A 22,858-nucleotide genomic window follows, 5' to 3' on the forward strand; every position below is an offset into this window, starting at 1 on the left:
AAACGGCAGAAAAGAATCCGGCCGATTCGTCACCAAAATGCGTTGCCGGCTCGCTAAAACCCGCAATTTCGTCCACGTCGCACGGTTTTGGCGACGTTGTCATCGCCTCACTGTGAAGCGGGGTTATCAGTCAAAAATGTCTGCAATTCAGCCGCCGCAGCTGCGACAATTTCGTGTTGATCCGCGAGCGATGGATCGCCACCGATTTCTGGGATCGCTGGGTGATTTCTTCGCGATCCGGCGGTAGCGCGATCGCGGTGCCGCGGATTCGCAATCGATCAATAGAAAAAGCTCTTGATCAATAAAAAAAGCTCGTGAACAGCGAACTGTTACACGAGCTTTGTTACTCAGAGCGATTAGCTAGCGGATCGTCGACCCGTTGCCATCTTAGCGATCGGTGAAGTCCAAGAACCACCAACCATCGTCCCATTCTAGGCTAACCTTACGCCATCCCAGCGGTACTTGTGGGTACGGATAGAACGGGCCGATGTAAGGCCATGCCGATGGGCTGTACTGCTGTGGGTAAGTCAAAGCAGCATAGTTGGGGTAAGACGCGTAACCTGGCCAAGCATAGTTGGGCAAGTTAGGTGCATCGTACCGCGGAGCTCCACCGCCAGTGTAAGGAGCCATTGGCACAGGTTGTCCCATCACAGGAGCTCCTGGCACGCCGCCATAACCGACCGGGGCCGCTTGGACCGGTTGTGGTTGCTGGCTCATGCGGTAAGGAGCCGCCATGGCTGGGGCGGGGCCTTGGTTGGCCGCCATACGAGCTTGCATCTGCGGTGCCGGTGCAGCTTGCAACGCTGGCGGTTTTGGCAGATGAGGCAGCTCGGCTTGAGCGACTTCGATCGTGTCACGCACGCCTGCGACTCCTGGAGTCGACTCGGCGATACGAATAATCGCATCACGTTGGCTCTGCGAAGCGGCGCGTCCTTTCAAGTGAACGACACCACCATGGCTGGTCACATCGACACCAAAGCCACGGAGTTTGCCCGATTTCTGGGCTTGTCCGAGAGCTCCGACGACGGCCGAAACCACTTGCTCGTCTTCGCTTGGAATGGGCGACGCGTTCAGCTCCACTGCGGCAGTCGGGCGAATTTCGCCTGGCATCGCCTCAGGGGCCTCAAAGTGAGGCATGGCAGCTTGAACGATCGTCGATTCGCTAACCGATGACGATTCTTCCTTCACTTCTTGTTTTTGAATCGCAGCGGCTTTCGCAGCCAAAGCTTGGCTGAACGAAAAGTTCGATTCACGGGGTTGGTTGCGATTGGATTTCGCGACTGCGTTTGAAGTCGAATCCGCTTTCGCAGGTTTGACTGATTCTTCAATCGCAGGGGCGGGGGTTACAACCGCAACGCTCTTTGCTGGTTTGACGACCACTGCGGTCGCCTTTTCTGCCTCGGGGGCGTGACCGTTGATCGTCACTTCGTCGACAATGTTTTGGATCCCTTCGATGCCTGAAGCAGTCTTCAGGACGAGATCTTTTTGCGCCGACTGGCTGACGTTGCCGCGGAACAGCACGACGCCATTGTCAACTTTCATGTCGAGCGTGAAGTCCTTCAACGCTCCCGAGTCACGGTTGACTTTCAACCGTTGAATAATTTGCTGAGCGATTTCTCGGTCGCCGCCAAAGACCTGCATAGGTCCTAAAGCGGCGATCGCGGCAATCGCCAATCCGAAATACGTCCGTCGCATGGAAATGCCTCCCTACAGTGCTAAATCGCTCCGATGCGAATAACCAGTCGGAGGCCCAGTCGCCCGGTGCGACAAGGATTTTAGGATGTCACCATCGGTGGTAACTGATCCTCCGACCGATCTGATCAGACCGGTGTTGTTGGTTGTTTCGGCCATTTGGAGGTCCGTTAGGTAGGTTTTTTCCAATTTTGTCGCCGATTACGGTTATTCGGTGCCGCTGGCCCCGTGAAACTTGTGTTTTACACCGAAGTGCGGCGTGAAACCGATGTTTCACAGTCAGCTGCCCCTCTGCCGCAGGGCCACGCAAGTGCGATCGGTTTTGTTTGCGACAAGCTAGCGTTTGGGAGGCCCGCGAAATCCACGAACCATCATCGTGATCGAGATCAGCGTCGCCGCCGCAGGAACAACGGCGAAGATCAACCGAGGCTGTGCCGCCAATACCATTAGCGAGACGACTCCGATGACTGCCACCGCCGGCGGAAACCATCGCGCCGGCCGACGTAGTGACGGCCAAGCCAACCACAACGCGGCCAGCACCAACCCGATGCGTCCCATCGCCGCAGCGGCGAATTTGCTCGAACTCTCCCCGCCCAACCACCATGCCGTCGCACTGCCCAACAGCAGCGCGATCGCAAGCACCAACAACAGTGGGCGACGGAAATTTGGAGGGAGCGTTGCGGACATGCCGAAATCAGCAATCAAAAACAAGAAACTGGCGGTTGGTCAGCCGTCACTTTAGTTACTAGGGGCGTTGACGGTAACCTTGGTTTGCGGAACCGATTGAGACTCCGGCGACCGAGTCGCTACAATGCCACCGCCCCGTGGTCATGGTCGACGCGGAGAGCCAAATGCCGACGTAATTCGAGAGAAAACAATGAAATACCTTTGCTTTAGCGATCTGCACTGTGACACGGCGGCCGCGGAAAAATTGGTGGCGATGTCCGAGAACGTCGACGTCGTGATCGGTGCAGGCGACTTTGCGAACCAGCATCGTGGAATCTCCGACACGTTGAATATCTTGGCGGCGATCGAGAAACCATCCGTTCTCGTGCCCGGAAATGGAGAAACCGCCGAAGAGTTAAAGCAGGCCGCAGCCTCGTGGAAAACCGCCACTGTCTTGCACGGCGATGGATGTGAAGCCCTTGGGGTCCAATTCTGGGGTGTCGGCGGCGGGATCCCCGTGACCCCATTTGGTGCCTGGAGCTACGACTTTGACGAAGAACAGGCGGCCGAGATGCTCAAGGGATGTCCCGAAGGGGGCGTCTTGGTGGTTCATTCGCCGCCAATCGATAGCGTTGATCACGACACCGGGGGACGCGTCCGTGGCAGCCAAGCGATTCGTGATATCGTCGAAGCAAGAAAACCCAAATTGGTCGTCTGTGGCCATATCCACAGCGACTGGGGCAAGCAGGTGCATATCGGATCGTCCCTGGTGCTCAATGCAGGTCCATCCGGAGTGGTGGTTGAGATTCCCTAGCGGAGCACGTTTGCCTGGTTGAACGTTTGCGTAGCGAGTCGTTCGACCAAGCACACTGACTCGCTCGCTTAGGCAAGCTCGTCGTAGACAAGTTGCTGGTCAAACCAGACGCGGAAACGGCGGATCCTCAATCCTCGTGTGAATTGGATCTCGATCCGGCCAGCGATGGGTTCGCTCGGTAGCGCCTCGTTTTCATGCGTCGCAGGCTGGGTGGATTGCGTGGTGGTTTGCGAGTTGTGCCAGGCTTCCGCCGGAACGGTGAACGAGACACTTGGGCTGATGTTCAGCCAGCTGACTTTCCACCAAACCACAACGCCGTTGATCTCCACTTTCTGGCGAAACCACCAGCCGCTGTAGACCAACGTCCCGGTGAACGGGCGTTGATAATGAATCACGCGGTACAGGAACCGACGGGTGATCAAGGTGGCGTGGTCTCCAAACACCCCTCGTTCGGTAGGTAGTTCTGCCGGAGGCTCAAAAGGATTGGTCACGAATCGGCTCGCATCACGGGTGCGGTCCTCTGAAGATTGCCAGCTGTGAAAAAGACCCATTGCGGGCCTGATTTTGCCTGACGCTGCCCTGTACGGTTGGTGATCAGACGTTGGGTGGGTGGTTTTTTGTGCACGTTTGTTGGAAACGGGCGATTCGGCAGTCCGAACGCCGCTAAATACCGACGAGAAGTGCTAGCAAAGATAACGATTATAGGCTTGTTTACGGCAATCGGATGACTTACCATTGCAACTATATATGTTGCCCAAGCTTCCTTGATTGAAATACTGCAATCGAGTCGGCTACGTCTCAACACAAGAAAAACACACTCCAAGGCAAACGATATGAGACTTTACGTAACGGCACTTTCACTTCTACTCGCAATGGTGGTCGCAGCGCCTCGCGTGCACGCCGAAAACGAGATCAACCATCTGACGATTAGCCAATGGGTTAGCATGGCATCGTCGGATTCGTTGACCGGACGTGTGGTTGTACCGTCGGTCAATGGAGAAGCGAAAGCCATCGCAGATGCCAAGGTCACCTTGCTCTCGAGCGATGGAAAGGTGTGGCGAGCCACCTCCGATGAGGCTGGTAAGTTCTCGGTGGCCAACATCAAGCCCGGCATTTACTCGGTGACGGCCAAAGCCAAAGACGTGTTTGCATGTTGTGCGATGCATGTCTTGGATCCTCAGGCAGCCGCGGAGGCAAACTTCCCCAGCGAAGTCGAAATCGCTGCGGCCAATGTCGACTATACATTGGTCAAAACCGCGGTGATTCGTTATTTGCCCGCTCGAGTATCAGAGGCTGCGGTGGTTCTGCCCACTGAGAAATTGGGCGAAGTCGCCAAACGAGTTTGTGGTGACCAATACCTTCGAGTCATGCAGAGCGAAGGCGGAATGAAGGGCAGCCTTCGTCTTGCCGGTGGCGATTTAGAAGCCGCAGGTCTTACCAACGTGTTTGTGGTCAAGAATGGCGAAACCGTTGCACGTGCCGTCACCGACCGCGAAGGCAGCTTCGAAATCGCTGAACTGCCCGCAGGCGAATACTCGCTTCTTGCTGTCGGTTCGGCAGGTGTTGGGTTGGCTGGCTTCGAATTGGTCGGCGAAGAGCCTCAAAAAGAATCAGTGGGCGATGACAAGGAAAAACTGATCAAGATCTTTGGTCACCACAAGCACTGCTGTGCGTCATTCGAAATGCAAGTTGCCCCGATGCCACAAATCATTCACTGCTGTGACGAAGCAATCGTCGATGGCGGACCGATCGTGGACGGCTGTGGTTGCGGCGTTCCTGGCGAAATCATTGGTGATGGCGGAATCGCCGTCGATGGCTTTGGTACGCCTCTCGATGGTGGCTACGTTCCTGGTGGAGGATACGGCGGCTACGGTGGCGGTTATGGCGGCGGCTACGGTGGTGGCGGCGGAGGAGGCGGTTTTGGTGGCGGCGGACTCGGTGGGATTGCCGGTCTCGCAGCGATCGGCGGGTTGATCGCTGTCTCGATTGATGATGATGACAATCCTGTGATCACTCCCCCAACTCCCCTCAGTCCTGTGCAGTAAACTGCTTGCGAGAAAAGGTTCCGCCGGGTTTAACTTGGCGATGAACACTGAATCAACGAAAACCACGGCTCCGGCCGTGGTTTTTTTATTGCCATTTCGCCGTTGTGGGCCTTTCACCAACCACCCGCTCTTGCTCACTGACGGGATAAAGGAAGTGTCGCCTGCCAATGAGGGCATTTGCGATCCGCCGCAACGCTGACCCGAGTTTGGAAAAACTTGGGTCGTTGACACGCGAATGCCAATCACCCCCTTGGGGCGAAGATCGCTACCAAGGTGTGCTGCACAGCGCTGCGTGCGACCGCTTCCGCCGCGTCCACGTCAGACCATTTCTCCGGCCCACCGCTGCTTTGCATCGTCACCGGATTACGGGATCGACGATTGTTGATATGATGTTGAACCCTCGCCCTCATGTTGCCCAATGCAAAGCGTGGCGGTATGGATCCTACCTCCAATCCTCTTGACTTCTTTAGCGAGAATTTTCATGTCTGCTGTGGATAAACCAATCAGCGAGCAAGTGGCAAAGCAAGCCGCCGAGGCTCGCGATCAGCTGAACGAGCACACGCTGAAAACCGTTCATTGGCACTTTAGCGACGACACCGGCAGCCCCTTCTGGCTCGAGAAGAAACGTGAGTTGAATTTCGATCCGCTCAAGGATGTGAAGTCGTTTGACGACTTGAAAAAGTTCCCGCTCTTTGAAGACGAGTGGTTGCGGGGCGGCCCAATTCGACGCTGGGTTCCCAAGGGGCATGCAGGGAAACCGGTTTACGTGTTTGAAACCGGAGGCACCACGGGGATTCCCAAGAGCCGTATGGTGATCGAGGACCACTGGAAAGATTACGAGTTGTTCAGCAACACGCTGCCCGAGAAGTACTTTCCCAAGGGAGCGAATTGGTTGATGTTGGGGCCAAGCGGACCACGTCGCTTGCGTTTGGCAGTGGAGCATCTCGCACAGCACCGCGATGGCATTTGTTTCTGCATCGACTTGGACCCTCGCTGGGTTGTCAAGTTGATCAAAAAGGGATGGATGGAACATCTCGAAGAATACAAGAAGCACTGTATCGATCAGGCGATCACCATTTTGACCGCTGGCCACGATGTGAAGTGCATGTTCGGAACGCCAAAGTTGATCGAGTCGCTTGGGGAGGCACTCGAAGAGCGAGGGACGAGTCTGCAGGAAGTGGGCATCACCGGGATTTTTTCAGGTGGTACCGAATTCACGCCACAGTGGACACGCTTTTGTGTCGAAGAGTTGCTGGGCGGTCCACCGGAGGAAAGCGGCGTCTACATGACTCCCACCTACGGCAATACGTTGATGGGATTGGCATGTAGTAAACCGATCACAGCAGCCGACGGTTACAAGATCTCTTACTACGCCCCCCAGCCTCGTGCGGCGACCGAAGTGGTTCGTTTTGATGATTACAACCAAGTGGTCGGGTTCGGCGAAACCGGTCGTGTCAAGCTTTACACGTTGACCGATGAGTTCTTTGTGCCCGGGTTTATGGAGCGTGACGAAGGCGAGCGTGAAGCCCCATTCGAGACGTACCCATGGGATGGTGTCAGCGGAGTGCGTCCGTTCCACGAACTCGCCAGCGCCACCACCGTGGGCGTTTACTAGAACCGCAGTCAGCCTAAAACCGCACTCTGGCGGATGGCGATACTGTAGTGGCATTTATCCGAGGTCTACGGACCTCGGGGGAATGTTTGGCTGAAACAAAACGACCCGAGAACCATCGAAACACAAAGAAGCACAAGTTCATGATCACGCTTAGTCCACTGCGTTGGGGAAAACCCTACGAGTCGCTCGATTTCAAAGACGTTGTCCACTTCGATACCGGGGCGCCAATTGCTCGCGTTGGTACCGTTGGCGGCGGTATCGTCGGTCGCGATATGCGAAAATCTCATTTGGCACGCGAAGCACTGCTGCAGTTTTCAACCGACGATTTGATCGAGCGTTGCAAAAAAGCAGCAGAGCTGTTTGAGAAGGGGGACCTGAGTGTCGGCGACTCAACGCAAACCGTCGACGACTTTGTGCATCAGCAATCGGCAAGTACGGGATTGCCCGAGCACATGTGCCGATCGAACATGGCTAAAAACAGTTTTGTGCTCGCCAACATGGGTGAGATTCTCGATTGTTTGACTCGCGGGCTTGATCTGTCCATCCTTTCGCGTGGTTACGGCGAAGAGGGACGTGGCGTGATCGTCAGCTATCAGGTGCAGACTCCGGTACTAGGTGCCGTGTTGCCCAACAATTCACCTGGCGTGCATACGTTGTGGTTGCCTGCGGTGCCGTTGCAAATTGGTTTGGCGCTTAAACCAGGTTCGCAAGAGCCATGGACGCCGTACCGAATGATCTCGGCGTTTATCGCAGCGGGAATCCCGGCCGAAGCATTTTCGCTGTACCCGGGCGATCATGATGTTGGCGGTGCGATCATGACCAAAACGTCGCGAAGCATGATTTTCGGCAGCGCCCAAACGTTGGCTCAGCATGCCGGAAATCCTCGAGTGCAAGCGCATGGCCCCGGTTTCTCAAAAATCTTGCTTGGCGACGATGTCGTGGATGATTGGGAAGATTACTTGGACCTAATGGTCGAAAGCGTGCTGAGCAATTCGGGACGCAGCTGTATCAATTGCTCGGGGATTTGGGCGAGCCGCCATACTCGCGAAATCGGCGAAGCGATTGCCAAGCGAATCGGTCCCGTCGATGTGCTGCCGCCAGCCGACGATAACGCACAGCTTGCTGCCTTCACCGTGCCAGCGATGGCGACAGGCACCTACGCGATGGTCCAACAAGACCTCGCCGAATCAGGCGTCACCGATTTGACCGCCGAATATGGCGAAAAGTTGATCGAACGAGATCATTGTGCTTACCTGCGTCCGATGGTCGTACTTGCCGATTCACCCGATCGCCAAGTCGCATCAAAAGAGTACATGTTCCCCTTCGTTTCGGTGGTGCAGTGCCCGCAATCGGAGATGCTCAATCGGATCGGTCCCACCTTGATCGGTACCGTGATCACGCGTGATGGCGACCTGATCAAAGCGGCTGGCAATAGTACCGACATCGACCGACTCAACATCGGGCCGATTCCGACGAATCGATTGAATTGGTTGCAGCCTCACGAAGGAAATCTGATCGATTTTCTGTTCCGATCGCGAGCCTACCAAATTGCCGAGTAGCCGCAGAATTCCTACGTTTTTCGGTCAGGCTGAGCTATAGTCGAGAGATAAGGGTCTCTCATTTTGGCAAGCGAAACTGACATCACCGGCACAACCCCTCCGATTGCCAGTGCACCGCCGGTGCACTGGGTGGCGGAGACGATTTGCGCCGCGCCCCCGATTGAGACCGAGCCGCCGCAGCAGCTGGACGATTCGTTACAGTCGGTAACATCCGCACCCGAATCGAAAAAACGTCTGGCCCATGATCCACGAGTCATTCCGGGACTGGTCAGCACGATCTTGCACACGGTGGTGTTGATCCTCTTTGCGCTGTTGACGCTGCCTGTGGACGTTCGGGAATCGTTCTCGATTCGAGCTCGGCAAGGCGAAGCGACCCCGGTGGTCAAGCTCGAAGCGTTGCCAAAGCAAGACGATCAACGGACGACCGAAGCGTCACTGGCCGAGCGTCCGACCTCGGTCGCAATCGCGTGGGCTGAACCGAGTGAGATCGCATCGCCGGTGAGCCACGAGCCTCGTTCGGCGCCGCTGCCGGATGAATCGCTCAAGCAATTAAGTACCGCCGACGCTCCTAGCGCTCGCGTCTTGTTGAGCCGAATCCCCAGCGGTGGCGGCTTGTCGGGACGCACTCCCGAAGGACGCAAACAATTGGGGGAACGTTTTGGCGCGACTGCCGAAAGTGAACAAGCGGTCGAAAACGCGCTGCAGTGGCTTGCCAACCATCAACGTCCTAACGGATCTTGGTCATTCAACCTTGAACTGGATCCTTGCAACGGACGCTGCCGTCACAGCAAGAAAAACTCGGATACCGCGACACCGTCGACCGGAGCGACGGGGCTAGCGCTGCTCGCGTTTCTAGGCGCCGGCTACACGCACCAAGGCGGTAAGTATGAAGATGTGGTTCGCGACGGATTGTATTATTTGCGATCGGCCGCTGCCGACGCTGACGCTGGCGTTGATTGGCAACAAGGCAGCATGTATGGCCAAGGGATCGCGTTGATGGCGGTCGCCGAGGCACTTTACATGTCGCGAAATCCTGCCAACGAGCAAGGCGATTCGGATCTCCGCGAACTGGTGACGCAAGCGATGACGTTCACGACGTATGCTCAGCATGCCAATGGTTCCTGGGGTTACCTGCCGGGCAAACCAGGTGATACCACGCTTACCGGATGGCAGGTTTTGTCGCTATTAGCGACACGACGAAACAAGATTCCACTGCATTACCACACGCTGCCGCATGCCCGCGACTATGTATTGTCGACGTCGGTCGATGCCCATTACGCTTTTGCGTACAAACCGGGGATGAAACCCGATACCACCAACACGGCGATCGGTTTGACGTTGTTGATGTACTTGGGAAAAACGCCTAGCGAAACCCCGATGCAACAGGCGTTGACAGCGATGGCGTCGCGGGGGCCGAAGTTGACCAACGTCTATCATGATTATTACGGAACGTTGGCGCTGCATCATTCGCGACATCCCGGTTGGGACCGCTGGAACGCTCGTGTTCGCGACCATTTGGTGCGAACCCAATCCACTGCGGGGCACGAGGCGGGCAGTTGGCACTTCCCCGATGAATTCGGCGATGTCGGCGGCCGACTTTATACCACGGCGATGTCGGCGATGATTCTCGAGATCTACTATCGCTATCTGCCGCTGTACGACGAGATCGAAGCGTTTCCGTTGTAACGCCGTTTGACCGGCATGTTTCCGGGTGAACGCTTTTTCTGTCGTCGTCTCGTTCGTGGACGATGACACCGTGAATTTTCGGACGCCGGACTTTTGGCTTGGTTTTTTTAGGGAAGGGTCTGCTTCGTTCCCCTTGCTTCCTAGCCATCGCTTATACTGATGGGAAGGAGTTGGGCGGGTTTCATAGTGCCAAGCTCACGCACTCCCATCTCAACTTAATCGGATTGGGACGGACACAGCGATGGCGACTTTTAAAAACATTCGAACAAGTGCTTCCGAAGGGGTGCCCGTTGTTTTTCTGACGTCGAGCAAATTTATTGATCGTGAACTCATCCAACAAACGCAACAAGAACTGATCGCGTTTATCCAATCCACCAAGCCCGCACGTTTGGTGATCAATTTCAAAGACGTTGAAGCAATCTCATCCGAATTCATTACCACCATGCTGCGCTGCAGCGATTATGTGCAAAGCGAAAATGGCGAGTTGCGACTTTGTAACATGACGCCGATGGTGCGAATGGCTTTTCAAGTGACTAATCTGGACGGAACCTTGCTGCATATCATGGACTCGACGCCCAAAGCAATCTTGTCGTTTAAGAAAAAAAAGTAATCGAAATGGCATCGCAGCGGTGACCTCGATCCGCGGCAAACTTGATGATTACCCTTCCCTGTAGGACCGTTCATGGCTGACCAGCACCGAATTCTTGTCGTCGACGATAGCGCGACACAGTTGATTCAAATTCGCATGCTTTTAGAAACGTCAGGTTACGAGGTCAGTGTCGCAACCGACGGAGTGCAGGCGCTTGCGAAGGTCAAAGAGCAAATGCCCGATCTCGTCGTCACCGACTTGCAAATGCCCAACATGGACGGTTTGGAACTCGTCCGCGAGATCACGACACAGCAGTTGCCGGTGCCGGTGATTTTGACCACTGCCGCCGGTAGCGAACTGATCGCGGCCCAAGCGCTGCACGCCGGTGCTGCAAGCTATGTTCCCAAAAGCGCGCTGGCGACCATCTTGCTGCCGACCGTGCGGCGGACACTCGAATTACAGAAAGCAGCTCAAACCAACCAATTATTGGCGAGTTGTCTCGATCGCACCGAGATGTCCTGGGCGCTGACCAATGACCAATCGCTGGTCCCTGATTTGATCGGCCGTGTCGAATCGATTCTGAACGAGTTGGCCGACTACGATCCTGGCCAACACATGCAGATTGCGATGGCGCTTGACGAAGCGATTGTCAACGCCATGATCCACGGGAATCTTGAAATCGACTCGGAACTGCGGCGGATGGAGGATGGGCAACCCTATCTGGACATGATCGACGCACGCATGAACGAATCACCGTATGGCGATCGCCGCGTCTATTTCCGCTTGGTCGCCGATCGCGAAGGGGTGATGTTTACGATTCGCGATGAGGGACCTGGGTTCTGTTTGGACGATGTTCCCGATCCGACCGACCCCAGCAATCTTGACAAAGAAGGCGGACGTGGGCTGCTGTTGATCAACACATTCATGGATGAAGTGAAGCACAATGAAAAAGGGAACGAGATCACGATGATCAAACGTTGCGTCTCGGATGTGCAGGAATCGCCTGTTGCCGAGGAGTCGTCGGTGTGAAGGATACCCCATCCCGATTTATCTTGATGGTGGAAGACAGTCTCGACGATATCGAAGCGGTCCGCCGCTGGTTAGCAAAGAGTGAATCGGCCTACGAGCTAGAAGTGACTGAGACACTCGGCGCCGCAGTCCAGGTGCTAGCGGGACGATTACCCGATTTGATCCTGCTCGATTTAAATCTGCCCGATTCGCATGGGCTGGAAAGTTTGAATCAAATTCAAGCGGTGGCCAACGATGTGCCTATCGTCGTTTTCAGTGGGCACGCCGATCGTTCGATGGCAATTCTTGCCGTTCGCAGCGGGGCCGAAGACTATGTGCTGAAGGACGAAGTCGCCAGCCCCGAGCATTTGACGCGGCCGATCGATTTGGCGATCGAACGTTGTCGACGACGGTTGGCCGAAAAGTCACTGCTCGGTTTTCATAACCAGTTGGCGCTGGCCCATCGTATCCAGCAAATGTTGCTGCCCGATCCATCGGATTGCTTCGCCGGCGTTCAGTGGTGTGGCCGTTGCGAACCGGCCGAACAGGCCGGAGGTGATTTTTATGATTTGATGGAGTTGCCCGATGGACGTTTGGCCTTTGTGATCGCGGACGTCAGTGGACATGGCCTAGTGCCGGCCATGGTGATGATGGAAACGCGAGCGATCCTTCGCGCGATGGCGATGATGTGCGACGATCCAGGAACGATTCTTAGTAGCGCAAATAAAATCCTTTGCCGCGATGTGCAGTTGCGTTATTTCGTGACCATGTTTCTCGGCTTTCTCTGCCCTGAACGAAAAACGATTCGCTATGCCAGTGCGGGACACCCGGCCTACGTGATTAGCCCTGATGCATCGGTTTGTGCCTTGGCGTCCAAGGAACCGCCATTGGGGATCGTTGACACGATGGACTACGTCACTCACGAGGTCGCCAGCGGGTTTCCCGAATCGACCTTGTTGATGTTCACCGACGGAATTCTTGACTCGGTTTCTCCCGACACGGCCTATCAATCGTTTGATCATGTCGTTGAAAAAGCGGTTCGCTGTAACCAGGGAACGCTCCGCGACGTGATTGATTCGCTGTTTGAAAACATCCAGCATATCGGCGCCGATCGCGATGATTGCACCGCGTTGCTGCTGAGGGCGGCGGTCGACCCAAACGCCCCGCTTTCCTGATGCCCAGCGGCTGGGACGTTCAAGCGTCGTTGCCCGTCGTTCATGGGGTAGGACGCCGCTTCGCTTGCGTCCTCTCTTGACGCCGGACGTGTCGGCGTAATCGCTACGACCGTCAAACCTTGTCATCGCCGATCACCATTTCGTCGTCGCTCTGTGGGCAACTCGACCTCGTTCGCCGTTGCAACCCATGATTGAACCGACAGCAGCATTGATGTTATCGCTGTTGTCCTTCATCCCGGAAATTGTTGCGCCCGAATGTCTGAGTCGACTCAATCCATTCTGAAACCCCATCAACGTATCGTCGAACTCGATGCGCTTCGCGCGTTGGCGGCGATCAATTTGCTGCTGTTTCACCTGTCGTACGTGTACGCGGTCAAATACGGTTTTGTTTCACCACTTGGATGGAGCTGGCCGTTTGGCAAGTACGGCGTCGAGATGTTCTTTATCCTCAGCGGATTTGTGAACAGCATGTCGCTGCTGCGGCGGGGGAAACCGGTCGATTTCGTTGCCGCTCGGATGATTCGCATCGTCCCGTTCTTTTTAATCGTGATCGTTGCAAACCTTTGGATCACGCGGCAGATGCCGTTGTCGGGCGAACCGCTCGGCGCGGAACAGTTCTTTGCGAATTTGACGCTGCTTCCTCGCGTGCTCGGCTATGAATGTGTCGATCCCGTGATGTGGACACTGCAAGTCGAGATGATGTTCTATATCACGTTGGTGGTGCTGTTTAAGATCGGCGCGTTGCGGCGATATTTCATCGGCTGGGGAACGTTGTGTGCACTGTCGCTGATCGCGTGTCCGATGTTGGATGCCTACGCGGATCAATATGCAGACGCACGTTGGTTCTCGCTGCTCTCGAGTCTGCGATTGTTGATGTTGCTCGATTTCGTGCCGCTCTTTGCAATCGGTTTTCTACTTTACATGATCAAAACCGGAACAGGAAAACGTTGGCAGAATATGCTGGGTATCTTGCTTGCGTGCGGTGTTTTCCACAGCATCGACCACGGCAAACATAACCCCGTTGCTACCGTGTTGATCGTCACGCTGGTGACCTTGTGTGCTTACGGCAAAATGCCGCTGCTGCGGCTTCGACCGCTGGTCTATATCAGTACGATCTCCTACGCACTCTATCTGTGTCACAACAACCTGGGCTGCATCCTGATGTATCGACTGAACCATTCGGGGATTCCGTCGAACATCAGTTTTCTGATGGCAGTGGCGTTTTCCTTTTCGTTGGCCATCATCGTAACTCATCGAATCGAGCAGCCGATCACCAACGCCCTTCGCAAACTGTGGACGCGTCACCGCACCAAACCTGAACCAGAATCGGTTCCTGCGGCGGTTAGTTAGACGCCAAAGCACGACGCGAAATGGAAGGCGGCCTTCGCTTGCCGCTACGATCGCGATGGATTAGCGTGATGCTTGCTCGAACTGAGTGAATCGCAATTCGCGGTCGGTCCATCCATATTCGCCCAGCACACTTTTGCCGGGGATGTCCCAGACGTTGTCGGCATCGGATGCCAAGCGATCGTTGACCCACGGCACTGCACGTTGCACGGTTTCGTGAGGCACTTCCACATAGGCAATCTGGCCATGCGGACGCCGCGTCACCAATCCCACGCCCTGTTGTTCGGTCGTAAAACCGAACGAGGCGATCGTGGATCCCGACAACTCGTAACGCCAAACCGGAACGCCTCGATAGATGCTCAACAGCACCCCGTTGGACGACAACACCAAGTCAGTGTCGATCCATACCGGAGCCCCTTTGCCAAGGCTTCGCCGCGAGGTCGCTTCGCCCCGCAACGAGGCGGACGACAATTCCCAAACACGCAGTCGCGACGTCGTTGCAATGGCCAAGGAATCGCCACGCGGTGAGAAGCTGACGTAAGATCGTTGGCCCGGTTCGATTGGAATCGTTCCCAAGGATGCACCGCTTTCGGTTTCGTAAAGTTCAACCACACCGGGTCGCGGCACTGCGATGTAGCGTCGACCGGTCGAGATTGCCGGTTCGCATGCCGATGGGATGCGGCAGATGCGATGGACGCATTCCCCCGAGAACAGATTCCAGACCGCGATCTCGGTATCGATGGCAGCGACCACGTGTTCATCGTCGATCCACCGCGCCCAGTGCACCTGTTTGCCCTGGGTGCCGACGGCACTGGTAGAGGACGAGATCATCGGCAGCGACCGGAAATACTTGATGCTTAATTGGTCATCCTCCCATCCCTTGGCGACGGCCAACTGTCCTCCATGCCCCATCACACGATGTCCGTACAGCACCAACGTGCGACCGCTCGGTTGGTGATGGTCAAGGATCGTTACTGGAACCTTGGATTGAAAAACCGTTGACGCTTTGCCGGTCGCCGGCTCGTAGCAAACGATGCGGTTAGAGGTTGCGGATTGATTCGAGTTCAATCCGGTGGAAATCGATGCTGCTAAAAACGTTTGGCTCTCAGTCGCGATGACGAGCGGACGTGAAACGGAGTCATAGGGCTGAATGTCCCCGATGGTTTGCTTGCCGAACGCCAAGTTGTACGAAAAGGGCTGCGGATCGGGGACGCAGACCGATGGCAATGTTGTTTTCAGCGGTGCCAGCGACCCGCGGACCGCCGCAAGCGCGTCGCCGTCGTTCAATAAACTCGTCGCGGCCGGTAAATCCAACAGCGGTCGCGCGGAAAATCTGGGCAGCACCGGAGGCGTCCAGCGAAGGTGGTTTTCCGAAAAATGAGAGCGATCGCTCCAGCTGGAAATGTAGTCCTGGTCGGCTTGGCTTAGTTGGTCGACCGCAATCTTGACTTTTGATCCATCGGGACGTCTTAGAAACGCCACTTCATCGGTGATGCTAATCAACATCGCTTCGATCGCATGCAGACCCGATTGGTCAACCCAGATGCGAACCGGTTCACTCGCTGTCGTGGGCGTGGCCATCACGAGCGAGGCAAGAAAAATTGGGATCCAAACATACTGTCGCAACGACATGCGACGCGACAGCGAGCTAGCGGAGCATCGTTCCGGATTGGTTTGGCTCATTGGGATCGTTCTTCTCGAGTTCGGCGATCCAGACATCAGGATCGTTTCCAAGATCTTTGCCGGTGGCTCCCCGCAACGATTCCATGGTGAGATCTCGGGTCGCGGGATTTCGATCGGACAACGCAAGTCGCAATGAATTCAATGAGATCGCGTTCTTGTGTTTCGCAAGCGATTGGATCGCAGCGTTGCGAACGTCCTGGTTGGACTCTTTACCCACCATCGACGCCAACAATCGCGACGATGATTCATTGTCGATCCGGCTCAGTGCCCGACATGCTTCCATTCGTACCTTGACGCTATCGTCGTCCAAGCCCTTTTCGATCAACGTCAAGTTGCGACTCGAATTGATTTTGCCGCTCGCCAGCACGGCTAAACGGCGCATCTCGGCGCTATCGTCATTTTCGAGAATTTGTTGAAGATGGCTGGCCCAATACTCTTGACGTTCTGGAGCGTAATATTCAATCGAATCCGCCAGCTTGGCAAGCTGCTTCCGCCGATCGTGGTCGGTCACCCCGTAGGCGTCGTCCTCACGCCATTCTTTCATGACGAAATAGGGATTCACCGCTTTCAGCGCGTACAGAGGCCCGTCTTGGCAACCGCCCAGGCAGCAAAGCATCGACGCTATCAAAAACGATATGCCACTGGAAAACGTGATGCGTTTTCTGCAGATCGTCATGCAATTTCTCGAAAGGTAAAAGGCGATCGGATTTTGGATCCGATGGAATTAAAGCTGCATCTTGACCGTTTAACACAGCCACCCCGTCTAGACCAACCCCAGTTCTTTCGTGTTAAGGTAGAGCTGTGGCGGTGATATTGGCGGGAAAATGCGTGGAAACGCGGCAGTTTTCGATCGGTCTCGGCCAAACGCAGCTCCAAATCCACTCATTGCATTCATCGTGGCCGCGTTTCGAACCGAATTTTTGGCCAATTGGATTAGCCTGATTCGAATTTCGGGATAATCGCCCAACCACGTCCTCGTCATGCCCACGACGTCATCTAGCTCACGTCCTGACTACACCAACGCGAATACGACTTCTTATCTATGCTCGACTGCTCAACCCTCAAAGTTAACCTCAAGCGGATTAAATCGGATATTTTGACATTGGCCGAAATTGGCCAAAATCGCGAGGACCGCGGGATCTATCGGATGGCCTTTACCGATGCCGATATGGAGGGCAAGCGTTGGTTGTCCGGCCGCATCGAAGACGCGGGGTTATCGCTCAGCACCGATGGGGCAGCCAATGTCTCGGGAACGCTCAATGGATCGACCGATAAGCCGCGAGTGATGGTGGGGTCTCATATCGATACGGTTCCTTGTGCCGGGGCGCTCGATGGAACCCTCGGCGTGGTCGTCGGCTTGGAATGCCTCCGCCGGATGCACGAAGAGAAATTCGTGCCCGAGCGAACGCTTGAATTGATTGCATTTAGTGATGAAGAGGGGCGATTTGGTGGCATGTTTGGTTCGCAATCGGTTGCCGGCAAAATCAATCCCGAGCGATTGGCAACGATGAGTGACCTTGACGGCGTGCTGCTGAGCGATGAAATGCGGCGGCATGGGTATGATCCGTTTGCCGCGCTAGACGCCGCCCGCGATCCTGAATCGATCGCCCACTACTTGGAACTGCACATCGAACAGGGACCGGTGCTAGATCGTTTGCAAAAAACGATTGGCATTGTTGACGAAATCACGGGGTTGTTCACATGGTCGGTCTGGTTGCGTGGCGAAGCAAACCACGCAGGTACCACGCCGATGGACATGCGAAATGATGCCTTCATGGGACTGGCCGATTTTGCTCACGAAGTCCCTCGTATCTTGGAAGAAAATGGCAGCGACCGCAGTCGTGCAACGATTGGCAAAGCCCAGATTTTGCCCGGCGCTGCCAACACCGTTCCCGGGCTCGTTGAGTTCTCTCTCGATGTGCGAGACACTTCCGATGTGGTCTTGGAAGAACTTTCGATCGCCTTTCGCAAAGCGCTCTCGGCCATTGCCCGGCGACGAAATCTAATGTTCGAATTCGAGCAAAAAAGTTACCTGGCGCCCGTCGCTTGCAGCAGCGACGTGGTCCAGCAATTGCAAACCCAGGCCAAGCAGCTCGGGCTCGACTATCAAACCATGCCCAGCGGTGCGGCGCATGACGCACAAATCATGGGCAGCATCGTGCCGATCGGAATGGTCTTTGTCCCTAGTAAAAATGGTCAAAGCCATTCGCCCGCCGAATGGACCGCGTGGTCCGATATCGAAGCGGGGGCCAACGTGATGCTGCAAACGCTTGCGTCTCTATCTCAGAGCTAACTTCGTCGTATCGATTCTTTCCGTAACGCTCTTACCGAATTCCTATTCTGCTAAAACCATTTATGAACAATTTCAATCCAACCGATCGCGACGCAACCGAACACATCGATCCTCTGAAAGACGTTTACCACGAGTCGTTCATCGATAATCCGGCGCATCGTGAATTCATGGTGGACCATAACACGGCGCTGCTGTGTATCGACCTTCAATACCTCGATGCCGCACCCGGTCACGGAGTGTTTCGAGATGCTGCTAACAGCGGCGTCTCGCCCGAAGCCCAAGAGTACTATTTTAACCGACTCGATTCGATGGTCTTGCCGAACGTGCGAAAGTTGCAAGATACATTTCGTAGTCATGATTTGGAGGTGATTCACACGCGGATTCAATCGTTGACTCAAGACGGGCGGGACCGTGGCAAAGGGCACAAACGACTGAATTTGTTGGCCGCACCGGGATCCCGAGACGCCGATTTTCTCGAAGTCGTCGCGCCGCTTGCAGAGCGAGATGAAATCGTGATCAATAAAACCGCCAGCGGTGTGTTTTCGTCGACGAACGTGCATTACGTTTTGAAGAATTTGGGCATCGAATCGTTGTTCATCGTCGGCGTTTACACCAACGAGTGTGTGGAAACCACCGTTCGCGATGCGTGCGATCTAGGGTATCTGGTCACGGTGATCGAAGATTGTTGCGCAACGGTGACTCCTGAGTTGCACGAGGCCTCGTTGTCAACGCTTCGTGATCGCTATGCTCGGGTGATGAAGCTAGAGGAAGCGACATCGATCATTCGTCGATTGATTCCATCTTAAATGGCTGTCGGTAAATGGGGCTAAACTCGGTTTCCGATTGGATCGAGACAATGGGTGATGAATCGAGTATCTTGTTACGCTGACTGTCGACCAGTTTGTTTTCAGAGAAAAATCACCCATGGCTTACCCACGCATCGCAAGTTTCAAAACGCACGATCAGTTCAAATCCCGGCTCGCGGAACTAGAGCTTGACTTGCCAAGTGACGAAGCCGTCGAACAGGGTGCACAATCGCCGCTTGCACAGCCGATCCAGCGGGATCAGGGGGTGATTGGGAATCGGTTTTGTATCTTGCCAATGGAAGGTTGGGATGGTACTGCCGATGGCAAACCGACGCAGCTGACGCGTCGCCGCTGGAAAAATTTCGGTATCAGCGGTGCTAAGCTAATCTGGGGTGGCGAGGCCGTTGCGGTGCGACATGACGGGCGGGCCAATCCCAACCAATTGGTCATGACCGACAAAAACCAGTCGTCCATCGAATCGCTGCGGCACGAGCTGGTTGACGCTCATGAAGAACGTTTTGGTCGCAGTGATGATCTGCTCGTCGGTCTGCAGCTAACTCATTCGGGGCGTTTTGCCCGTCCGAATGACAAGTCGCGTGCGGAACCCTTGATCGCTCAGCGGAACCCCGCGCTCGACCCACGATTCGCTATCACCGACGATTCAAAACTGCTGAGCGATGATGATCTAAAAAAATTGATTGATGATTTCATCGCGGCGGCCGTGCGAGCCCAACAGAGCGGCTATCACTTTGTCGATGTAAAACATTGTCATGGCTACCTCGGACACGAGTTGTTAGGCGGACACGATCGAGTGGGCGAATTCGGGGGCTCGTTTGAAAACCGTACCCGTTTTTTGCGTGAGATTGTCGCAGGCATTCGCTCGGAAGCACCGCAGCTTGAGATCGGCGTTCGGGTCAGCATTTTTGACTTTGTTCCCTACAAGCCTGGCGATGACCGAGTGGGGGTTCCGGAACCCAATGCCGACCCTCGCTTGATGTTCGGTGGCGATGGCAGTGGCGGCGGGATCGATCTGAGCGATCCATCGCGATTGATGTCGTTGTTTGAATCGCTGGGGATCGAATTGGTCTGTTCGACGGCGGGAAGCCCGTACTACAACCCCCATATCCAGAGGCCGGCATACTTTCCGCCGAGTGACGGTTATCAACCGCCTGAGGATCCGTTGGTCGGTGTTGTGCGTCAAATTCAGGCGACCGCAGAAATCAAACGGATGCATCCCAATTTGACGATCGTGGGATCGGGATACAGCTACCTACAAGACTGGTTGCCCAACGTGGCGCAGGCGGTCGTGCGAACCGGGATGGCCGATTCGATCGGCTTGGGACGCATGGTGTTGTCCTATCCCGATTTGCCAGCCGATGTGATCGATGGTAAAGCGATGACACGAAAAAAGATCTGCCGTACGTTTAGTGACTGTACGACCGCACCTCGAAACGGCATCGTCAGCGGATGTTACCCGCTGGACCCGTTCTACAAAGCGATGCCCGAACGCAAGCAGCTAGCCGATCTGAAAAGCAGCAGCTGATTGCCGGTTTGCGTCACCCGCGCCGCACCCAGCTTGGAAAGCTGGGCGACAATGGTGGGATGTCACGAAGTGTCGCACGGCTTTCCAAGCCGTCAGCGTGCATCACGTTTGACCGTCGAGGCGAGAGTCTTCACGTTCTGATCACAACGAAGGTTCCCCCGACCGCTGCCAGCTTGGAAAGCTGGGCGACGATGGTGTGATGTCACGAAAAGTCGCACGGCTTTCCAAGCCGTTAGCGTGCGTCACGTTTGATTGTCGAAGCGAGAGTCTTCACGTTCCAATCACGACGAAGGTTCGCGCGATCGCTGCCAGCTTGGAAAGCTGGGCGACGATGTTGTGATGCCTCGAATAGTCGCACGGCTTTCCAAGCCGTTAGCGTGCGTCACGTTTGATTGTCGAAGCGAGAGTCTTCACGTTCCAATCACGACGAAGGTTCCCCCGACCGCTGCCAGCTTGGAAAGCTGGGCGACAATGGTGTGACGTCTCGAAGTGTCGCACGGCTTTCCAAGCCGTCAGCGTGCATCACGCTTGACCGGTCGACGCGAAAGTCTTCACGTTCCAATCACGACGAAGGTTCCCCCGACCGCTGCCAGCTTGGAAAGCTGTGCGACAATAGTGTGATGTCTCGAAGTGTCGCACGGCTTTCCAAGCCGCTAGCGTGCGTCACGTTTGACCGTCGACGCGAAAGTATCCGCGTTCCGATCACGACAAAGGTTCCCCCGATCGCTTCCAGCTTGGAAAGCTGGGCGACAATGGCGTGATGCCTCGAATAGTCGCACGGCTTTCCGAGCCGTCAGCGTGCGTCACGTTTGATTGTCGACGCGAGAGTCTTCGCGTTCCAATCACGACGAAGGTTCCCCCGACCGCTCCCAGCTTGGAAAGCTGGGCGACAATGGCGGGATGTCTCGAAGTGTCGCACGGCTTTCCAAGCCGTTAGCGTGCGTCACGTTTGATTGTCGAAGCGAGAGTCTTCACGTTCCAATCACGACGAAGGTTCCCCCGACCGCTTCCAGCTTGGAAAGCTGGGCGACAATGGTGTGATGCCTCGAATAGTCGCACGGCTTTCCAAGCCGTTAGCGTGCGTCATGCTTGACCGTCGACGCGAAAGCCTTCGCGTTCCAATCACCCCGAAGGTTCCCCCGACCGCTGCCAGCTTGGAAAGCTGGGCGACAATGGCAACGCACCCAGCTTGGAAAGCTGGGCGACGATGCGGTGGACGCTGCGTGAAGAGGATCTTTAGCAAGATCCACTACGGATATGCCCTCGTACTTCGTTGGCTTCTCTACGATCCCAGCTTCACTCGTTTGCCGGTCTTGGCGCTTTCGTAGATCGCACGAATCACTTCGATGCTGCGACGACCCTCGCGACCGTCAATCGAACAGGGCCGATTTTCGTGGATCGATGCGACGAATTCTTCGAACAGCATCGTGTGGCCATGGTGCCCGATCGCCGATGGATCGGCCGCTCCGCCACCAGTTTCGGTCTTGCCCGCCATCGTCCTGCGAATCTCGGCATCTTCTTCCGTTTCGTTAGCGAATTGCCACGCCAGGATGTCTTCTTCTTCCAAGACGGCGGTGCCTTCGCTGCCGCTGATTTCGATTCGTTTTAGCGCCCCGGGATAGGCAGTGGTCGTCGCCTCGATCACCCCAAGTGCCCCATTGGCGAATCGCAAATTGGCAACCACCACATCTTCGACTTCGATTCGCTCGTGAGTCATCGTGTCCATCATCGCGCTGATCTCGACAACGTCGCCCATCAACCACAGCAGCAGATCGACACTGTGGATTGCTTGGTTCATCAGCGCCCCGCCGCCATCGAGTTCCCAAGTGCCCCGCCATGCTCCGCTGTCGTAGTATTCCTGGGTGCGATACCACTTGACGTACGAATCGCCCATCGTGATCTTGCCAAAGCGACCTTCTTCGACCGCCTTTTTCATGATTTTGCTCGACTCATGAAAGCGGCTTTGGAACGTCACAGCGAGCCGAACGCCAGCCTCTTCACAGGCCTGGATGATTTGATCGCAACGCTCGACCGTGATCTCGAGCGGTTTTTCGACGATCACATGCTTGCCAGCCTGGGCGGCCAACACGGCGGGGTCGCGGTGAGCACCGCTAGGGGTGCAGACTGAAACCGCTTGAATCTCCGGATCGGCTAGCATTGCTTCGATCGATTCGTACGCTTTGCAGCCGTTTTTCTCGGCAAACGCAGCCGCTTGCTCCGGATTTCGAGTGGCACATCCCACCAATTTGGCGCCTTTCGCGTCCTTGATTGCTTTGGAGTGAAAGCCTGCGATCATGCCGCAACCGATAATGCCAATCCCAATCGTCATTGTTTTCG

General features: G+C 55.5%; 18 protein-coding genes. 12 read left to right on the forward strand and 6 right to left on the reverse strand.

Annotation, left to right across the window (positions count from 1 at the left end; genetic code table 11):
* Positions 1–387 precede the first annotated feature (387 nt).
* Positions 388–1,695: a BON domain-containing protein gene (locus ABEA92_RS20275; protein WP_345685670.1), complete on the reverse strand. Its 1,308-nt coding sequence runs from the start codon at positions 1,693–1,695 to the stop codon at positions 388–390.
* 333 nt (positions 1,696–2,028) lie between these two features.
* Complete coding sequence (locus ABEA92_RS20280) at positions 2,029–2,379, reverse strand: hypothetical protein (protein WP_345685671.1); 351 nt, start codon at positions 2,377–2,379, stop codon at positions 2,029–2,031.
* Positions 2,380–2,569: 190 nt separating this feature from the next.
* Between ABEA92_RS20280 and ABEA92_RS20285 the strand changes: the two genes are divergently transcribed.
* Complete coding sequence (locus ABEA92_RS20285) at positions 2,570–3,172, forward strand: metallophosphoesterase family protein (protein ID WP_345685672.1); 603 nt, start codon at positions 2,570–2,572, stop codon at positions 3,170–3,172.
* Positions 3,173–3,240: 68 nt separating this feature from the next.
* Here ABEA92_RS20285 and ABEA92_RS20290 read toward each other — a convergent pair whose 3' ends face one another.
* The gene (locus tag ABEA92_RS20290; protein WP_345685673.1) at positions 3,241–3,663 is read right to left on the reverse strand and encodes a hypothetical protein; all 423 of its coding nucleotides are present in this window, start codon (positions 3,661–3,663) and stop codon (positions 3,241–3,243) included.
* 342 nt (positions 3,664–4,005) lie between these two features.
* On the opposite strand from ABEA92_RS20290, the gene ABEA92_RS20295 reads away from it, so the two are divergent.
* The 8 genes from ABEA92_RS20295 (at position 4,006) to ABEA92_RS20330 (ending at position 14,199) form a co-directional block, all read left to right on the forward strand.
* Positions 4,006–5,217, forward strand: a complete 1,212-nt coding sequence (locus ABEA92_RS20295) for a carboxypeptidase-like regulatory domain-containing protein (protein WP_345685674.1) — start codon at positions 4,006–4,008, stop codon at positions 5,215–5,217.
* A 481-nt stretch (positions 5,218–5,698) separates the two neighbouring features.
* Positions 5,699–6,832, forward strand: coding sequence for a hypothetical protein (locus tag ABEA92_RS20300; protein ID WP_345685675.1), 1,134 nt, complete (start codon positions 5,699–5,701; stop codon positions 6,830–6,832).
* A 140-nt stretch (positions 6,833–6,972) separates the two neighbouring features.
* A complete protein-coding gene (locus tag ABEA92_RS20305; RefSeq protein WP_345685676.1) occupies positions 6,973–8,391 on the forward strand; it encodes an aldehyde dehydrogenase family protein in 1,419 nt (472 codons plus the stop codon).
* Between the two features lie 63 nt (positions 8,392–8,454).
* A complete protein-coding gene (locus tag ABEA92_RS20310; protein ID WP_345685677.1) occupies positions 8,455–10,077 on the forward strand; it encodes a prenyltransferase/squalene oxidase repeat-containing protein in 1,623 nt (540 codons plus the stop codon).
* A gap of 241 nt (positions 10,078–10,318) precedes the next feature.
* Positions 10,319–10,687 carry an STAS domain-containing protein gene (locus ABEA92_RS20315; protein WP_345685678.1) on the forward strand — a complete coding sequence of 123 codons (369 nt, stop codon included), beginning with the start codon at positions 10,319–10,321 and terminating at the stop codon, positions 10,685–10,687.
* A gap of 72 nt (positions 10,688–10,759) precedes the next feature.
* Positions 10,760–11,695 (forward strand): response regulator, encoded by a 936-nt coding sequence (locus ABEA92_RS20320; protein ID WP_345685679.1) that lies wholly within the window; start codon positions 10,760–10,762, stop codon positions 11,693–11,695.
* A complete protein-coding gene (locus ABEA92_RS20325) occupies positions 11,692–12,849 on the forward strand; it encodes a PP2C family protein-serine/threonine phosphatase (RefSeq protein WP_345685680.1) in 1,158 nt (385 codons plus the stop codon). Before ABEA92_RS20320 ends, ABEA92_RS20325 begins: the two co-directional genes overlap by 4 nt.
* Before the next feature lie 255 nt (positions 12,850–13,104).
* Positions 13,105–14,199, forward strand: a complete 1,095-nt coding sequence (locus ABEA92_RS20330) for an acyltransferase family protein (protein ID WP_345685681.1) — start codon at positions 13,105–13,107, stop codon at positions 14,197–14,199.
* A gap of 60 nt (positions 14,200–14,259) precedes the next feature.
* On the opposite strand, the gene ABEA92_RS20335 is transcribed toward ABEA92_RS20330, so the two are convergent.
* Both ABEA92_RS20335 and ABEA92_RS20340 read right to left on the reverse strand, forming a co-directional pair.
* Positions 14,260–15,879 (reverse strand): SHD1 domain-containing protein, encoded by a 1,620-nt coding sequence (locus tag ABEA92_RS20335; protein ID WP_345685682.1) that lies wholly within the window; start codon positions 15,877–15,879, stop codon positions 14,260–14,262.
* A complete protein-coding gene (locus ABEA92_RS20340; protein WP_345685683.1) occupies positions 15,845–16,555 on the reverse strand; it encodes a HEAT repeat domain-containing protein in 711 nt (236 codons plus the stop codon). The genes ABEA92_RS20335 and ABEA92_RS20340 overlap by 35 nt, the downstream gene beginning before the upstream one ends.
* 366 nt (positions 16,556–16,921) lie before the next feature.
* Here ABEA92_RS20340 and ABEA92_RS20345 point away from each other — a divergent pair, with 366 nt between their 5' ends.
* The 3 genes from ABEA92_RS20345 (at position 16,922) to ABEA92_RS20355 (ending at position 20,521) form a co-directional block, all read left to right on the forward strand.
* Positions 16,922–18,172 (forward strand): Zn-dependent hydrolase, encoded by a 1,251-nt coding sequence (locus ABEA92_RS20345; protein WP_345685684.1) that lies wholly within the window; start codon positions 16,922–16,924, stop codon positions 18,170–18,172.
* A 62-nt stretch (positions 18,173–18,234) separates the two neighbouring features.
* Positions 18,235–18,978 carry a cysteine hydrolase family protein gene (locus ABEA92_RS20350; protein ID WP_345685685.1) on the forward strand — a complete coding sequence of 248 codons (744 nt, stop codon included), beginning with the start codon at positions 18,235–18,237 and terminating at the stop codon, positions 18,976–18,978.
* 118 nt (positions 18,979–19,096) lie between these two features.
* Complete coding sequence (locus tag ABEA92_RS20355) at positions 19,097–20,521, forward strand: oxidoreductase (protein WP_345685686.1); 1,425 nt, start codon at positions 19,097–19,099, stop codon at positions 20,519–20,521.
* A gap of 1,282 nt (positions 20,522–21,803) precedes the next feature.
* Here ABEA92_RS20355 and ABEA92_RS20360 read toward each other — a convergent pair.
* On the reverse strand, positions 21,804–22,850 hold the full coding sequence (locus tag ABEA92_RS20360; protein WP_345685687.1) for a Gfo/Idh/MocA family protein: 1,047 nt from the start codon (positions 22,848–22,850) through the stop codon (positions 21,804–21,806).
* Positions 22,851–22,858 lie beyond the last annotated feature (8 nt).

Source organism: Novipirellula caenicola, assembly GCF_039545035.1.
GTDB lineage: Bacteria > Planctomycetota > Planctomycetia > Pirellulales > Pirellulaceae > Novipirellula > Novipirellula caenicola.

Excerpts from the sequence above, each read along its gene's own strand:
- ABEA92_RS20280 (WP_345685671.1), bottom strand. The coding sequence starts at position 2,379 with ATGTCCGCAACGCTCCCTCCAAATTTCCGTCGCCCACTGTTGTTGGTG.
- ABEA92_RS20315 (WP_345685678.1), top strand. The coding sequence starts at position 10,319 with ATGGCGACTTTTAAAAACATTCGAACAAGTGCTTCCGAAGGGGTGCCC.
- ABEA92_RS20345 (WP_345685684.1), top strand. The coding sequence starts at position 16,922 with ATGCTCGACTGCTCAACCCTCAAAGTTAACCTCAAGCGGATTAAATCG.
- ABEA92_RS20305 (WP_345685676.1), top strand. The coding sequence starts at position 6,973 with ATGATCACGCTTAGTCCACTGCGTTGGGGAAAACCCTACGAGTCGCTC.
- ABEA92_RS20350 (WP_345685685.1), top strand. The coding sequence starts at position 18,235 with ATGAACAATTTCAATCCAACCGATCGCGACGCAACCGAACACATCGAT.
- ABEA92_RS20320 (WP_345685679.1), top strand. The coding sequence starts at position 10,760 with ATGGCTGACCAGCACCGAATTCTTGTCGTCGACGATAGCGCGACACAG.
- ABEA92_RS20295 (WP_345685674.1), top strand. The coding sequence starts at position 4,006 with ATGAGACTTTACGTAACGGCACTTTCACTTCTACTCGCAATGGTGGTC.
- ABEA92_RS20360 (WP_345685687.1), bottom strand. The coding sequence starts at position 22,850 with ATGACGATTGGGATTGGCATTATCGGTTGCGGCATGATCGCAGGCTTT.
- ABEA92_RS20340 (WP_345685683.1), bottom strand. The coding sequence starts at position 16,555 with ATGACGATCTGCAGAAAACGCATCACGTTTTCCAGTGGCATATCGTTT.
- ABEA92_RS20355 (WP_345685686.1), top strand. The coding sequence starts at position 19,097 with ATGGCTTACCCACGCATCGCAAGTTTCAAAACGCACGATCAGTTCAAA.
- ABEA92_RS20300 (WP_345685675.1), top strand. The coding sequence starts at position 5,699 with ATGTCTGCTGTGGATAAACCAATCAGCGAGCAAGTGGCAAAGCAAGCC.
- ABEA92_RS20335 (WP_345685682.1), bottom strand. The coding sequence starts at position 15,879 with ATGAGCCAAACCAATCCGGAACGATGCTCCGCTAGCTCGCTGTCGCGT.
- ABEA92_RS20285 (WP_345685672.1), top strand. The coding sequence starts at position 2,570 with ATGAAATACCTTTGCTTTAGCGATCTGCACTGTGACACGGCGGCCGCG.
- ABEA92_RS20275 (WP_345685670.1), bottom strand. The coding sequence starts at position 1,695 with ATGCGACGGACGTATTTCGGATTGGCGATTGCCGCGATCGCCGCTTTA.
- ABEA92_RS20330 (WP_345685681.1), top strand. The coding sequence starts at position 13,105 with ATGTCTGAGTCGACTCAATCCATTCTGAAACCCCATCAACGTATCGTC.